Origin of the sequence: Saccharothrix deserti (assembly GCF_009769385.1) — a bacterium.
GTDB classification, from domain to species: domain Bacteria; phylum Actinomycetota; class Actinomycetes; order Mycobacteriales; family Pseudonocardiaceae; genus Actinosynnema; species Actinosynnema deserti.
In genome coordinates this window covers 316039-331274 of the sequence record NZ_ML775962.1, presented here as the reverse complement: position 1 = coordinate 331274, position 15236 = coordinate 316039, and the positions used below count along the sequence as shown (strand labels likewise).

General features: G+C 67.2%; 9 protein-coding genes. 3 read left to right on the top strand and 6 right to left on the bottom strand.

All coding sequences use genetic code 11. From position 1 onward, the window contains the following. The first annotated feature begins 298 nt into the window (after positions 1–298). Together FM051_RS08445 and FM051_RS08440 are read left to right on the top strand one after the other, a co-directional pair. Positions 299–1324, top strand: a complete 1026-nt coding sequence (locus FM051_RS08445; RefSeq protein ID WP_158842334.1) for a lysyl endopeptidase — start codon at positions 299–301, stop codon at positions 1322–1324. Positions 1325–1856: 532 nt separating this feature from the next. Continuing rightward, on the top strand, positions 1857–2405 hold the full coding sequence (locus FM051_RS08440) for a hypothetical protein (RefSeq protein WP_158842333.1): 549 nt from the start codon (positions 1857–1859) through the stop codon (positions 2403–2405). An 87-nt stretch (positions 2406–2492) separates the two neighbouring features. Here FM051_RS08440 and FM051_RS08435 read toward each other — a convergent pair whose 3' ends face one another. The 5 genes from FM051_RS08435 to FM051_RS08415 all read right to left on the bottom strand — a co-directional run bounded on the left by FM051_RS08435 (position 2493) and on the right by FM051_RS08415 (position 9551). Then, positions 2493–3776 (bottom strand): phosphatidylserine decarboxylase family protein, encoded by a 1284-nt coding sequence (locus tag FM051_RS08435; RefSeq protein ID WP_158842332.1) that lies wholly within the window; start codon positions 3774–3776, stop codon positions 2493–2495. Between the two features lie 851 nt (positions 3777–4627). Next, the gene (locus tag FM051_RS08430) at positions 4628–5383 is read right to left on the bottom strand and encodes a hypothetical protein (protein ID WP_158842331.1); all 756 of its coding nucleotides are present in this window, start codon (positions 5381–5383) and stop codon (positions 4628–4630) included. Next, positions 5380–8727, bottom strand: coding sequence for a DUF6531 domain-containing protein (locus FM051_RS08425; RefSeq protein WP_158842330.1), 3348 nt, complete (start codon positions 8725–8727; stop codon positions 5380–5382). Before FM051_RS08425 ends, FM051_RS08430 begins: the two co-directional genes overlap by 4 nt. Further along, complete coding sequence (locus FM051_RS08420) at positions 8724–9035, bottom strand: type VII secretion target (protein WP_158842329.1); 312 nt, start codon at positions 9033–9035, stop codon at positions 8724–8726. The genes FM051_RS08425 and FM051_RS08420 overlap by 4 nt, the downstream gene beginning before the upstream one ends. Positions 9036–9080: 45 nt before the next feature. Beyond that, positions 9081–9551 carry a hypothetical protein gene (locus tag FM051_RS08415; RefSeq protein ID WP_158842328.1) on the bottom strand — a complete coding sequence of 157 codons (471 nt, stop codon included), beginning with the start codon at positions 9549–9551 and terminating at the stop codon, positions 9081–9083. Between the two features lie 306 nt (positions 9552–9857). Between FM051_RS08415 and FM051_RS08410 the strand changes: the two genes are divergently transcribed. Next, entirely contained in the window at positions 9858–10508 is a 651-nt protein-coding gene (locus tag FM051_RS08410) for a TOPRIM nucleotidyl transferase/hydrolase domain-containing protein (RefSeq protein WP_202918738.1), read from the top strand. A gap of 314 nt (positions 10509–10822) precedes the next feature. Here FM051_RS08410 and FM051_RS08405 read toward each other — a convergent pair whose 3' ends face one another. After that, positions 10823–14797, bottom strand: coding sequence for an Ig-like domain-containing protein (locus FM051_RS08405; protein ID WP_238412229.1), 3975 nt, complete (start codon positions 14795–14797; stop codon positions 10823–10825). Positions 14798–15236: the final 439 nt, after the last annotated feature.

Below are 15236 nucleotides of genomic sequence, written 5' to 3'. Positions count from 1 at the left end.
ACCGTCACCGATAGCAGGAGACCAGGCACAACGACGTCCCCGAGATCGCGCCCAGGTTGTGATCGACACACTCCGCACACGGCCACATCAGGCCCAACCCCACTGTGGCACAGCGAGCTGTCCCGGCACCGGGCCCCACGATGACCCTGTGTCGCACATCGACCCGAACGCGGCAGGACGACGCTTGCCGGCGACTCGATCGGTTGGCGCAGCATCCTCCAGCACTATCAGCGCTGTTGAGGGGTAGACAACGGACGACAGGCCGACAGACCGAAAAACGAAGACAAGGAGCCCCATCATGGACCACACAGCGACACGGCCGGGAGCCGCGACCGCCGGCCGCTCGGCCGTCTTCATCGGCGGCCCCATCTACCCAGAGCGCAAGGACGGCACAGACAACCTCGCCAACGCCAAGAAAGTCCTAAAAGACCTGCAGCAGTCAGGATTCACCACCGTCATCCTCTGGACCATCCACATCGCCGACAAAGACGAGACGAACGGCATCAAGAAGAACGACCTGATCTACAACGACATCCGCATCGTCTCCGACGGGACGTACGTCGGGAACAAAGAATGGCCCAAGCTGGTGAAGCAGTTGAAAACACCGACAGGGACGGACACCACGAAGATCAAGCGCGTCGAGATCTCGATCGGTTCATACACACCTCCGAACGAGAAAGCGGACTGGGAAAAGATCAAGGAGCTGATCAACGCGAAAGACGGCGACAGTGACACCTCCATCCTGTACCGCAATTTCAAGGCATTGCTGGAGACAATCGGCGCAGATGCGATCAACAGCGACGACGAGGATTGTTACGACGAAGCCTCGACCGTGAAATTCGCCAACATGATCGAGAAGATCAGGAAGGCCGACAAGACGAAAAAGATCGCGTGTCAGAACTTCACCTTTGCGCCATTCAACAGGAAAGACTACTGGAGGGCGGTCAAAGACAAGCTCGGCTCGAGAGTGGACCGTGTCTACCTGCAATGCTACAACGGCGGCTCTGACAACTGCACAAAAGCGTGCCTTGACGAGTGGTCCGAGGCGATGAAAGGCATGTCTCTTGAGCCCGGCCTGCCGAGCCTGCACGGCAATAACTGCAACAAGGGCTGCACACCCACACAGGTGCAAGACAATCTCAGCACATTGCGCAAGGCTGGAGCCAAAATCTCCGGCGGGTTCATCTGGAACTACGACGAGATACAAAAGTGCCAGCCAAAGAAGGAAGACTGCACCGCCCAAAAGTACGCAGAAGCGATCAACAAAGCCACCAGCTCCACAACGGGCGCGAAGACCGCGGCCATCACCACCGCACATAAATAAGTACCGGCGACGCAAAGCCAGCGGCTGCGATTTCCCATCCTATTCGGTGAAGCCGGTAGCGACGTAGCGCATCCCACCGCCGCCGTGCTCGCACATCGGCGTCAACGGGTTTACCACGACCCGCCCTTCACCGCAGGGAAGCACTTATGGCGCTGCCGGAAACCGGTGTCCGGCCGATGACCTCCGCCGAGTGGAGCAGGCGATACCACCTGCAGCACGGCGATCCGGAACGAGTCCGGGCACAGCGGTGCCCCGGAGCTTGTGCTGACGACCTGGCGTGACAGCCGTGCTCGATGCGGTGGTGTGCCGGTATCCCAGTGTGAACTGCATGGTCGGGGGGCTACCGGCGGCCAGGAGGACCTGCCCGCCAAGGTCAAGAAGCTCATGAAGGGCATCACCGACGACCTGTAGCTGGTGCCCATCCAGTCGGTGTACCGCGGTACCGCGCGAAGAACAGCCCCGAGCTCCGCGAGGCGGCGGGCGAGGTCAGGAAGCTGCTGACCGGGGCCGGTATGAAGGACGTCGAGCTGAAGTGCCGGTGCACCTGAAGGTGGTGGTGGTGGAGGGCGAGGAGGAGTCCGGCGACCGGATCGAACAGCATGTCCTGGACAACCCCGAGCTGTTCCAGGCCGATGTCATCGTTGTCGCCGACACCGGGGACTACCAGCTGGGCAAGCCGACCTTCACCACCTCGCTGCGCGGCGTAGTGGACGTCGAGGTACGGGTCAGCACACTGGAGCGGCCGGTGCACAGCGGTGCGTTCGGCGGGCCGGTCCCGGACGCCTCCGTGGCGCTGATCCGCATGCTGGCGCGGCTGCAAGTCGGCGGGGATGAAGCCGGACGTGAAGCTGATCGGCACGGGAAAGCGTCGTCGAGATCGAGATGTCCGCAGGCGGTCCGCGGCGATGAAGGCACTGCACCGCTCCAGCCCGCCCTTCACCCGGCCGGCGGAGGGCGTGTCCGACGACGGACCCCTCAGGCCACCAGTACCCGACCAATTCCAGATAGCCGTTCCAGGCGACCAGGACGTCCCAGGTCACCTCGATGCCGCCGGGCGTGGTCGATCCCCACGCCGACCTGACGCCCTCGACTATGTGGCACGACATGTTCCATGAGAAAGTCCTCCGGCTCCGCCGGGATGAGAAACGGTCTTGCGGGCATTCGCCGCTTACTGCTTGACCTTCGCCAGCTCGGCGTTGACCCGGACAGTCTTGGGGTTGTCACGGTTGATGTTCTTGACATCGTCGATGAAGTCGAGCTCGACTCCGGGCTTGAAAACGAGGCAGTGCGACGAGCCGCCGTACTGGAACTCGCCCAGCTTCTGGCCTTTGACCACTGAATCGCCGGGCTCGACCGTGAGGTTACAGGAGGAGACCTCGGCCATACCGATGCCGACGAAGCACAGGGTGCCGATCTTCTTGTTGTCGGCCGCGATGAAGATCAATGCCCGGGTGGCGACGTGGGAGATGTACCCCTGGGAGATGTCCGGTGCTGCGGCATCGCACAGCGCCGAGGGTGCCTCCGAATAGTACGAACCCGGGATCTTGCGGCACGCGACAACCTTCCCTTTGACCGGACTGTGCCACTGGTGGTAGTTGAGCGCCTTGAGGAACCCCTGATACACCGTGCCGCCGACGAATTCCTCCGCATCGGGCTCCCCGACCCCCTTGTGGGCGGTGTCGAGCAAGTGCGCGAGTGAATACGGCTGCCCTTTGACGGAGAAATGATCGTGGAGCTTCACTTTCCTGCTCACACGATAGGGGGAAGCCTCGCACGCGCTCACGACGACATCGTCGCCCTTGGCGACGGGCCGGTCCTTTTCCGGGTTCTTAAAGTTTCGGGTGAAGAAGTGGTTCCACGACGTGAAGCCGTAGTACAGCTCTCTCGGATTGCACTGGAAGAGGTCATCGAACTTCATTCCTGGGTCCGTCATGGCTTCGAGGGCCTTCGGCGACAACCATCCGCCGGCCTCCATCGCCTTCGCCGACTCGAACGACTTCAAGTACGTCGCCCACTCGTCCAGCACAGGTTTGAGCTGCGTGTTCACCTCCTTGTTCAAGAACGCCGCGAATCCGGCCTGCGTTCCCATGGCCCAGTTCAGGATCACGTTGATCGGGAATCCAACGAGCCCTGATTCGTTGTACGTCGGGACCGTCTTGATCACCTTGTCAATGAGCTCCAACATGTGCTCGAAGGACTTGACCTGGGGATATCCAGTCGGGGTCACCTTCAGGGACAGCTGCTCGAACATATCCGTGAACAGGACGTAGATCTCGGGGTTGTCATAGACGAACTCACGGAAGTTCTTGAGCGGGTCCGCCAGCTCGCGAGGCCCCCTCGCGACCCGCTTGTCCTCCTCGACCTGCTCGATGAACTCGTCGAGCCACCGGGCCAAGTACGCCTGATTGGTCGGGAGCCAGTCACCGACCTGTGTCGCAATGTCAACCGACATCGATTCTCTCCTTAGCTTTTCCATAGGCATATGTCACGGCCGACACCGGCAGGGCCGCGCCCACCACAGCGGGCGCGCCCATCAGTGATGGAACACATTCCGGCTGCCGGGCGCACGGGCGATCTTTTGGACCCGCCCCCAAGGGGCGCCGGGGCGCCGGACTGGGAGTTGTAATATCCCCAGCCGTCGATGCCGCCGATGCCGCCGAATCGGAAAACTTCGTCGCGAGGTCACATCATGCCGGCTGCAAATGCCACGCAAATGCCACTCCGCCCATCATGCGCCTATCGCGAAAAATGTTGACCCCGGGCGTACGACTCGATCCTCCACCGGTAACGCGATCTCAAACACCACTCGACCGAATATGTGATTCTCGAAATCCGTTACGACGATCTCGCCACCCGGTTACCCGACAATGCAGGGATCCTTCGAGGAGGGACGGCGGGATGCCACCCAACCGAGCCGTCGCGCTTCACCGCTGCCGCGATGTCAAGTCAAAGCGGCCATCGCAGCTCCTGACAAGATCGTGGTCTTCCGGAAGAGATTCCTTCCGTCCACGGTAGCGTGGACAACCACTGACCGCCGGTCAGCACAACTCATATCACCGACGCGAGCGAATCGACAACTCGACCGGGGAGGACTCGCTTCCGGAAGTCACATCGATCTTGGTCGACGTCACTCACATGTGTTCTCGCGTCCAGGGAACACGGGGGCATCACCACCCATGGCCATCGGCGAAGTATTGAATCGAAGGTGATCACTTTCCTGCATGTTGATCATTGAATCTTTTTCATCGTGGTTGGCGGCTGGTCTCGATGACTGCACTACCCCCGTGCTCTGAGGCGTCTGCCCTACGCCCGATCTGCCGCCACGACGGCCAACGCCGCCCATGTCCCTATGTCTTCGACGGATTCCGCTCTCGCGCCGAACAGGCCGCTGGTGAGGAACAGCGTGCCTTCGGGCAGGGTGGTGCACCTGTCGCTAGCCAAGGCCGCGATCTTGTCCAGCTTCTCGCGGCCGACGTAGTCGGTGGCCAGGTAGAAGTCCGCGAACTCGAACCCGTCTGGTCGTTCTCCGACCTCGTACGGGCACGGCAGCGGCCACTCCACCAGGATGGCGCCGTACGACGGCGACAGGGCAACCACCACGGAGGTGAACAGGTCGAGCACCCCGGCGGCGGCGCGTTTCCGCGTCGAGCCCGCTCCCGGCTCGAACGCGCGCCCGTCACACCAGATCGCGATCGGGTGGTGGTCCCGCCCGACCGCGGCCTCGGGGATCGGCAGCACCCGCACCTGGACGTCACGTCCCGAGGAACCGGCGCCCACATCGGCAAGCCCGACCCCCGCGATCACGCGCCCGGTGGACGCCCGCACGGAGTCGAGCTCGGCCCGACCGCGAACCGCCACCCGGTCGATCCGGTCGTGCACCGGGTCGGCGAGGGCGTCCACCGCCCCCACCTCACCCAGCACCACGTCGACCACTCGCCCACCCCGGTCGATCAGGTGGTCCACGACGGCGAAGAACACCTCTTCCGTCCCCCGCCGCGCGAAGTAGAAAGCCGGTTGCACCAGCGGCGAGCGGGGTGCCCGCCCGTTCTTCGCAGTCATGTCATCCCACTCCCGCCGCTCGCAGCATCGCTCCCAGTTGCGCGTTCCTCGGGGCGAACGCGGTGGCCACTTCCCCTGCTCTCGGCCCGTCCTTGAAGAACTGGACGACGAAGTACTTGCCGTCGATCCGCGCCAGGTGGGCCGTGGTCGCCGCCGATCCGGTCGTCCAGTCGAACGTCACCCGCGAACCGGCGGCCCTGGTGATCAAGTCCGAAACCCCACAACGTCGTCCGGGTGTGCCAGGCGACCTCGCCCGCCGGGTCGATCAGCTCACTGGTTCTTCCCGACAGGTCGGTGACGATTGCGAAGAACCGCTCGTCGACCCACTCCTGAGGGGCATCGGCCACTGGGACGCGTTCGGTTTGCGACAACGGCCGGACGCCGTCCGGATGCCACTCCCACACCGTGGCGCGGCCTCGGGCCGACTCCTCCGCGAGCACCGCGCCGTCCCAGGTGAAGTCGACCTGCTCCACCACGGCGGAGTCCCGCAGGTGCTGCTTGGCGATGCGCCGGCCGAGCGGGTCGTACCGGTAACGCCAGTGCTGACCGTCCGCTGTCGTCACAGCGACCAAGCGGTCGTCCGCGTCCCAGGTGTAGCGCCAGACCAGCGGGCCGGACGACAGCCGCTTCTGCCTGCGCGACACCACCCGCCCCTGTGCGTCGTACTCGTACCGGACCTTCCCCGCCTGGCGCACCAGTGTGCCGTCGTGCACGCGTGCACCGTCGAGGTCGGGTTCGGACCGCACCGCGTGGGTGATGTTCCCGGACGGATCGTAGGCGTAGCGCTCGCCCGGCCCCGGACCGCGCACCTCGGTGGCTCGCCCGACCGGGTCGAGAGCGAACTCCCGGGAGCCCGACAGCAGGTCGACGATGGCGGTGACGTGCCCGTCCGCCCGGTAGTTGTACGAACGCCGTTGCAGAACCACCGGTCCCCGGCCGAATCCCCGGTCCGCGGTCACAGTGCGACGTCCCGCCGCGTCGTAGGTCGAGGCCACCACTCGGCCGTTGCAGATCTCGGCGAGCACCCGGCCGAGCGGGTCGCGGCGCCACTCCAGGGTGGCGTCGGTGTTGGTCGCCCGGATCATCCTGCCGACCGGGTCGTACTCGAACCGCGCGACCACGTCGCCCGCCCTCTGCTCCACCACCCGGCCGTGCGCGTCCCTGGTGAAGTGGACGACATCGCCCACCGCGTTGACGCGTTCGACGAGCTGGTTCGCCGCGTCGAACCGGTACTCGAGCACCCGGCTGTTGAAATCGGTCTCCCGAACGAGGTTGCCGGCGGCGTCGTACTCGTAGCGCCAGACCAGTCCTTGGGGGTTGACCACCCTGGTGAGGCGTATCTCGGTGTCGTACTCGAACCGCGTCCGGGCGCCGTCGGGACCCGTTTCCGCCGTCGGCATGTCGAAGTGGCCCATGTCGATGCGCGTGGTCTGGCCGAGGGCGTCCACGTACTCGACCTCGTTGCCCTCGCCGTCGTAGCGCCACCGCTCGGTCGCACCGTCGGGCAGCCTGCGCCACAGGGGGTTGCCCTCGATCGTCCAGCCGAACCGGGTCACCCCGCCCGCGGGGTCGGTCACGGCGGTGATCCGGCCGGAGTCGTCCCTGGCGTAGTCGGTGGTGGCACCCAGAGCATCCGTGACGGCGACCGGCAGACCCGCCGCGTTCGCCCGGATCCGGCGGGTGTTGCCCAGCGCGTCGGTGTGCTCGGTGACGTGGCCGCGCGAGTCGTAGGTGTAGGTCGTGATGGCACCTGTCGGGTCCGTCACCGCGACCAGGTTCCCGCGGCTGTCGTGCTCCTGCCGCCACACCGCGCCGTCCGGTTGCACGATGGTCGTAGGGAATCCGGATTCGTCGTACTCGGCCCGCACGAGGCTTCCGTCCGGCCGCGTGATCGACGTGAGGTTGCCGCCGTTGTCGTAGGTGTACCGGGTAACGCGGCCCAAGGCGTCCGTGCACGTCAGCAACCGGTGATGGCGGTCCCACTCCCTCGATGTGGTGTTGCCCAGGGGGTCGACCTCGCGAACGATCTGGAGTTGTTCGTTCAGGTGGTGTGTCGTGGTGTGGCCGAGTGAGTCGGTCGACCTGGTCACCCGGTTCACCCGGTCGTATTCGAACCGGTAGCTGAGGTGTCCGTCCCTGCCCTCGCCGCCGGTGCACCGACCTTCCTCGTCGTACGTGAAGCGGTACCACATGCCGTTCCGGTCTTCCCAGCGTGTGATCCGGCCCGCTTCGTCGTAGTCGAAGCGCATCGCGGCGTTGGACGAGTTGAGCACTTCGGTGAGCCTGCCCGCTTCGTCGTAGCGGTAGTCGGTCAGGACGATCTCCGCGGTAGCGCCGATCAGGCGCAGGCCGGTGACCCGCTCGCCTGCGGTGTCCACGACGATGTGGTAACCACCGGAATGCCTGATACCGGTCGGCACACCGTCGCCGTCGCGCTCGAAGTCGATCCGGTTGCCGTTGCGGTCGACCACCGCGCTGATCGGCCACGCGCTCCCCGTGGACGCCTCGAAGTGCAGAGTCCGCCCGAGCACGGGGTCGGTGATGGTGAACCCGCCGCTCTCGGTGCGTGCCAACGGCCACGGCGTTCCCTGCACCGGCAGCACCGCGGTACCGGCAGGCACCGGGTACCGCAACAGCATGCCGTCCTCGGCCGCGAAGTGCACCGCGTCCCGGGTGACCTCGATCCGCTGGTCCAGCGTCGACGCCCACGACGGCCCGAACCAACGGCCCACCCGGTAGTCCGAGCGGTGGGCGCGGACCAGCACCAGCGGCGGGAGCACCGCCTCGATCAGCGCCGAGACCAGGGCGGCGATCATGTCGCGCACCAGGATGCGCACCATGGTGACCAGCTCACCGGCCTTGGTCACCGCCGAGGACACGGCGGAACAGATCTCCGCTGTCGCGCGCAGGGCGTCCACTCGCTCGGCCGAGGCCTTCCGGTAGGCGTCGGCGGCGGTGCCCGTCCACTCCGACAGGTCGGCCTTGACGTCGGCCGCGCAGTCCTCGGCGATCCCGGTCATCCGCTCGGCGACGTTCTGCCAGGTCTGGCCGAAGGACTTGACCACCGCCGGGTTGCCCGCGAGTTTGTCCAGGGCGTCCCGCAGCGGCTCGACGTGCTCCAGCAGCCAGCCGACGCCGGCCTGGACCACGATGCCCAGCGCCGCCGTCGGGTCGGTGGCGCACATCGCGAGGTCCATGCCCAACGGCGCCCCGGCGATTCCGGCCTCGATCCAGTCGCCACGCTTGACGGCCTCGGACACGGCCTTCGCGTCCTCGACCTGGGAGATGCCGCTGTACCACTCGGTCTCGTCGACGGGCTTCGCGACCAGGGACTTCTCCGTCACCGCGCCATCCCCTCGGTGAATCCGGCGGCGTTGGTGCCGTCACTGCTCCGATAGGCGGAGGCGGTCGCCCGGATGTCGTGCGCGTCCTCCTGCAAGCACTCGACCGCCGCCTTCAACGCGTTGACGCCCTCGTTCTCCACCGGATCGATGTGCGGCGGAAGGAACTGGCAGATCACGCCGTACGCGTCGTCGGACACACTCACCGACATCGCCGCCTGCAACGCCTCCGACGCGGCGGCAGCCCGGTCCTCCAGGCTGCGCGCGTGCTTGGTCAACGCCTCGACGGCGACCTCGTACCGGTCGGTCATGACTCCCCCCATCTGGTGTGCTGTGGCAGCGCCCGCCTTTTCTGGTCAGTCGTCCTCGAACTGGCCGAGCGCCAACGTCTTCGGACCGCTCCCGGTCGTCGGGCCGCCCACGCCGGGCTCGGGCTCCTGAGCGGGATAACGTCGCCGGTAGGAGTCCACGACGTGCCGCGTCAACTCGTCGTCGCCGCCGGTCTGCTCGGCGGCCTCGCGGTACTTGTCCGCGATGCGGGACTGCGCCCGCCGAATGCACGCCAACACCGTCGGCCCGATCCGCTCGGGTGGAAGCTTCGCGATCGCGGGGGTGGTGACCAGTTCCACCAACTGCCCGTCGACATCCACCGTGGCCGTCACACCGGCCGGGTCGACCTCGGAGATCCGCATACCCTCCGCGACCCGCTCAAGCTGCTCGTAACCCTCGGCGGCCTGCGTCATCCTGCGGTCCAACTCGTCGAGCCGCCGCGCCATCTCCTCCGGATCCCCGAGATCCAGAATCCGGTTGAGATCGTTCCCGAACACAAGAACCCTTCCTCATGGCCTGCCCAGCCGAGACCCCACTCCTCAACCGCCGCAGCCGGGCCAACGCGCGATCCCGCTGTGTTCGCCGACGACGTCAGAGACGATTTCGGGGGTCGGTGAGGGTTGTTCGACCCACAAACGGGACTTTCTCCACGCCTGGGACACCCCTAGGCCCCGGTCGAACGCTCGCTCGTGCCGCTGGTCGAACGTGCCAATTGATCACGCCGCCTGACGTCCGCACATGCCGATGAGGCTCCCGATGAAACCGGGTGGCGCCTGCCGGCGGACATGGTCGACAGTGGACCTGTGCGGGCGGACGACGGCGAGGATCTCCTCGCGGGTTACGTGACAGGGCCGGCGGCCGCGACCGAGGCGACCGCCGTGGCGCTGGCGCGGGCGGAAAGCGCCCGCGTTGTCGTGCTCGTCGAGGGAGTCAGCGACCAGATCGCCGTCGAGACCCTCGCCGCACGGCGTGGCCGCGACCTGCAGGCCGAGCACATCGTGGTCCTGCCCGTCGGCGGCGCTCACGGCGTCGCCCGCCACCTGCGGCGGTTCGGCCCCGAGGGGACCGGTGCACGGCTGGCCGGGCTCTGCGACGCCGGCGAGGCGCACATCGTCCAGCGGGGTCTGGCCGCGGCCGGCGTCGGGGCGCCCGGCTCGCGCGCCGAACTGGGGCGACTGGGCTTCTTCGTCTGCGTCGAGGACCTGGAGGACGAACTCATCCGCGCCGCCGGACCCGCACAGGTGACGGAGGTCCTCGCCGCACACGGCGATCTCGGCGCGTTCCGCACCATCCAGCAGCAACCCGCATGGCGGGGAAGGGACGAGGCGGCGCAGTTGCGGCGCTTTTTCGGCGCGGGCTCGCAGCGCAAGCTCCGCTACGCCCGCCTGCTGACCGAGGCGATCGCCCTCGACCGGATGCCGCAACCGCTCACCGCCCTGCTCACCGCCGTCTGACGCCGCTGCGACAGGCGCGGGCCAGACACGTCCCCGCACGCCCTCGAAGGATCGAGCCGGCAACCGTGCGGTCGACAGGTACGAGGGCGACACATACCGGTCCAGCCGGGCCGGCCCGTGGCCGTCCCGCTTGCTCCCGGCGTGACGACGGGACGACAGGACGACGGGAGGACGGGAGGACGGATGACCTGTACTCCGTGATCGATCGGCGACGACGGCCCGGCCACGTTGCACGCCCAGGACAGACTGTTCCCTGGAATGTGCGGGCCGTTCGAGGCAGCCGTGCAACAGGCCGGAGGCCGGTCGAAGGAGGTTCAGCCGCCGGGCTTCACCTCCACGGTGGCCTGCACGGTCAGTGATGTGCCGGGCACCTGCCCGGTGACGGTGAACGTGCCGGGCTGTGCGTAGCTCGCCGGGTCGACCTCGGCCCAGGTCACCGTCGTGCCCACGTTGTCGCGTGATCCGTCGTTGAAGGTGGCGGTCGCCGTGGGCGGCAGCGCGGGTGGCACCCCGACCCTGGTGACCACGGTCTCCGGATCGAGGTACGTGATGGCGACCTGGTCCGTGGCGCGCACCCAGACCGTCGCGACCGCCGGGAGGCCGGTGCCGTCGACGATTCCGCGCACCGTGAAGTTCTTGCCGCCGGTCGCGACCTGGGACGCCTCGATCGGCTGCCACGTCACCGGCGCTTCGAGCCGGGTGCCGTCGGCGTAGACCCTGGTGACCGTGGCGGGCAGCGTGGGCACGCGCCCGGCGGGCGTGGGCTGGTGGACGGCCCGGACCGACGACGGTGTCTCGGCGAACGCCTTGAACTCGACGAGACCGACGGAAGCCACTCCGGACGTGAGCACCGCGCGCAGCCGCGTCGTGCTCACGCTGGGGAAGGACGTGTTGTTGAACTGGTCTACCGCCACGGGGTACGTGCCGGGCAGGTCGGCGTAGGTGCTGCCGTCCCAGTACTGGAGCTTCCAAGCGCTCGGCACCCGCACTCCGCCGCCGTCGTCGAAGAAGTAGAGCCCGGCCCCGTCGAGCCGCTGCGGCGTCGCCCACGTGAGTTCGGCCCACTGCTGCCCGGTCTCCGGCCAGGTGCCCCACCGGGGGCTGTCGGCCGAACCGGTGGGCTCGATCCCGTCGTTGATCGCCTCGACGTTCTCCCACCCGGAGGTGTACGAGGCTGACGCGGTGGCGGACGGCGCGACGTTGAACGCGCCACCGGGATCGGTGACCGTCACCGTCACGTCCGACGAGGCCGACGCCGCGCCGTCGTTCGCGGTGAGCCGGACCACGTAGACGCCGGGCTTGCCGAACGACGCCTGCGTGCTGACGGCGCCGGGAGCGGCGAAGGTGACCTCGCCGGGGCCGCTGACCGCGGTCCAGGTGCTGGTCAGCGTGCCGGACGGCAGCGCGTCGTCCTTCACCCTGCCCACCAGCCGCAGTTGGCCTGGCTGGTTGAACGCCTTGTCGACGCGGGCGAGGACGGAGGGGGCCGTGTTCCTCGATGCCTGCCACCCGCCGGTGCGGAAGACCTTCACCTCGGTCAGTCCGGTGTGGAACCCGGGCTGATGGGTCATCACCAGCCGCACCCGTTGCGCGGTGACCGCCGGGAACCGGATCCGGTTGTGGTTGGCCGTGGGCGCAGCGGGTGTTTTCGCCTGCCGCGGGATCGTGATCCAGGCGCCGTCTTCGAAGTATTGGACCTGGTACATCGCAGGCTCCGCGTAACCGCCGACGGCCCGGTCGCTGCGGAAGTGCACCCGGATGTCGTCGAACGTCTTGGCGGACCCCAGATCCAGCTCATAGGAGTCCTGCGCGTCGGGTGAGCCCTTGCTGCCCCAGAACGGCTTGTTGATGGTGAAGCCGTCCACGGCCGCCGCCGCGCTCGTCCCCGGTGCGGTGTACGAGGCCGAGGCGGTCGCGCCCGAGGCCAGGTCGGCGCCGCCGGAGGTGAGGTTGACACCGGCCTTGGCGAACAGGTCGACCATGCGGGGATCGCGGTGCACCACCTGGCTGGGCGCCTTCATCCCCCAGGCCGGCCGGTTGTACTTCACGGTCGCGCGCTCGCCGGGGAAGCTCATCGCGCCGGTGGCCGGGTCCCAGACCACCGCGGTCAGCCGGTCGAGGGTGAATGCCCGCTTCCCGTCGACGTAGACCGAATACCCCTGCGGCACACCGGGATAGCGGGTGACGCCGTCGGCCGGGTCGTCCCACACGATGGTCAGGTCCGAGTCGCGGTACCGGAGGTTGTTGACCGTGAAGTGGGACCACCCGATGTCGATCGGGGAGAGTTCCACATTGTCGTCGTTGCGCGGCCGCAGGCCCGCCACGTCCTCGACGACGGTCCAGTTGCTGCTGCCCAGGATGGTGTGGTGGATCCAGGACCGGTAGTCGATGCTCTGGTCCACCGGGTTCCAGTCCGCCCAGAACTCGTTGGCGTCGGGCCACCGGGTGTCGCCGCCGATGTACTGCGACCAGGCGTTCCAGTACAGCAGCTTCTTGTACATCTCCGCGGTGATGTACGGGCTCGGGTAGTTGCGCAGCGCCGAGGAGAACAGCCGGAACTGCACCGTGGAGTTGATCTGGGAGAAGTTGTTCGTGCCCGGCTTGCCCTGCTCCGCGGCGGCGGCCTTGTCCTTCTGGTTGGCCGTGTAGAACGGGAAGAGCGGGTACTCGGTCTCGTCGGCGAACAGCCGCAACGCCTCGCGGTGGTCCGCGGTGTTCGGCATCAGCCCGACCGAGTACGGGTAGAAGTTGTTGATCTCCTTCCACGGCACGAGCGTGTTCGACTCGACGTGGCGGTGTTCCAGGACTTTCGACTGCGGGTCCCACAACACGTCCACGACCGCCCTCTGGACGTTGCCGGCGATGGTCCGCATCTCGGCCGCCTTCGCGGTGTCGCCGACCGTCTCGTAGGCCTGTGCCGCGGCGAGCGCGTTGCTGTAGACGTACGCGGACTCGGTGCGGTCCAGCCGTCCGGGCTTCCAGTGGAACGAGACCGCGTCGGCGTCGTTGCCGGTCAGCGCGCCCCAGTCGTACTCGATCAGGTTGTTGCGGTCGCGGTCGTAGAAGTCCAGTTGTCCCTTGACGTCCTGCTCGGCGTAGTGGGCCAGGTTGCCCGCGATGGCCGGCTGGCCGCCGTGGACCTGGTAGCTGCGCCAGGCCGCCTCGGAGATGTACTGGGTGTAGCTGTTGCTCCAGTTCTCCGGGTCGCCGGGGTTGTCGGTGTAGCGGCCGTTCCCGGACACCTCGCCGACCGAGACCCACGGCCCGTACGAGTACACCGGGTTGCGCAGGTACTTCAGGTCGTCGATGAACATCGGCACGGTGAGCGCGATCGCGTTGTTGTAGCCCAGCGCGCCCTCGACCGAGGTGGGGAACTGGAAGTCGTTGCCGGGGATGTTCGCGTCCAGGTAGTTGAAGCGCATCAGCCACCAGCGGTAGTAGACGCTCTTCTTGATCGCCGGGTCCGGCACGTCGATGTAGGGCACGTTGTCGGCCCACCACCGGTTGTAGGCGCGCACGTGGGTGCCGAAGGCGTCCTGCGGTGTGGCGGCGCGGTAGGAGCGGTAGTCCGCCGCCGACGCCGGGATCTCGTCGGTGAGGAACCCCATCACCACCTTGGTCCGCACGCTCTGCCCCGCCGCGACGGACACCGACCGGACCAGGTCCGTGCCCTCCGCGGTGAACCCGTCCCCACTCAGCCGGGGGAAGACCGTGGTGAGCTTGTTCTTGGCGTCCACGACCCCGGTGAGCTCGTTGCCGTCCGGTGTCGTGGTGTAGGGCGAACTCGCCCGCAACCGCACCGACTGCGACGCGTCCCCGTCGTTGGTCAGCGTCAGGTCGGCGACCGCGGAGTTGTTGTCGGTGATGAACTTGCGCACGGTCAGCCGCAGGGAGCCGCTGGTGTAGGTGCCCTGCCAGTAGCTCGGCGTCTGCAGCCGTTCGTCGACTTTCTCCGTGAACGTGCCCGGACTCAGTTCGACCGAATAGGCGTCGCGGCCGTCGATGCTCTCCCAGTAAGCGATGTCGCCGCCGAACCCGATCACGGACGGGTCGTGGGACTTCATGAACACCGCACGGCCGCGGGTCATCAGCCAGTCGCCCGCCGGGTCTGCGCCGCGCCGGGCCAGCAGCCGGTCCATCCAGAAGTCCGTTCCCCGCTTCTCCCGGTCGTACATCGCACGCATCATGTCGCCGGTGGTGTAGCCGACCGGCGGCGGCGGGACGTCCGGGCCGGAAAAGGTCGGGTAGCCGATCGTCTGCGCCGCCGCGGCGGGCGCCGGGGCGATCACCGACAGTCCTAACGCGACAATCGCGGCCAGGACGGCTGATCTGCGCGTACGCGACGACGCGGAAACCCGAAGGGGCGTGGCGAACATTGCGACTCCCACCCAGTGCGACAGCCGGTGCCGGCATTTCCGCCGGACCTCGGGAACGCTAGGGCAATGGGCCCGTGACCGGCAATCCTCCGAAATGTTTTCGGTGAGCGGGCAAGACGTTCCGCGGTTTCGCCAGCCGCTTCTGATCACCCCCGCCGGGGCGGAGAGTCGGCAGGGCTGCGGGACCCGGTCGAGCGCCGTGGCGATCACCTCCCGGCTGTCCACCGGCAGCGCCTCCCGCCGGCCGTCAGCGTCATCAGTGAGCCGATGTGCCCGGTGCTGCGTGCAGAGAGGTAGTCAGACAGCTCCTGGGTGACCGACCGTGGCCTCCTGGAAAATCTGTTGCCTGAAG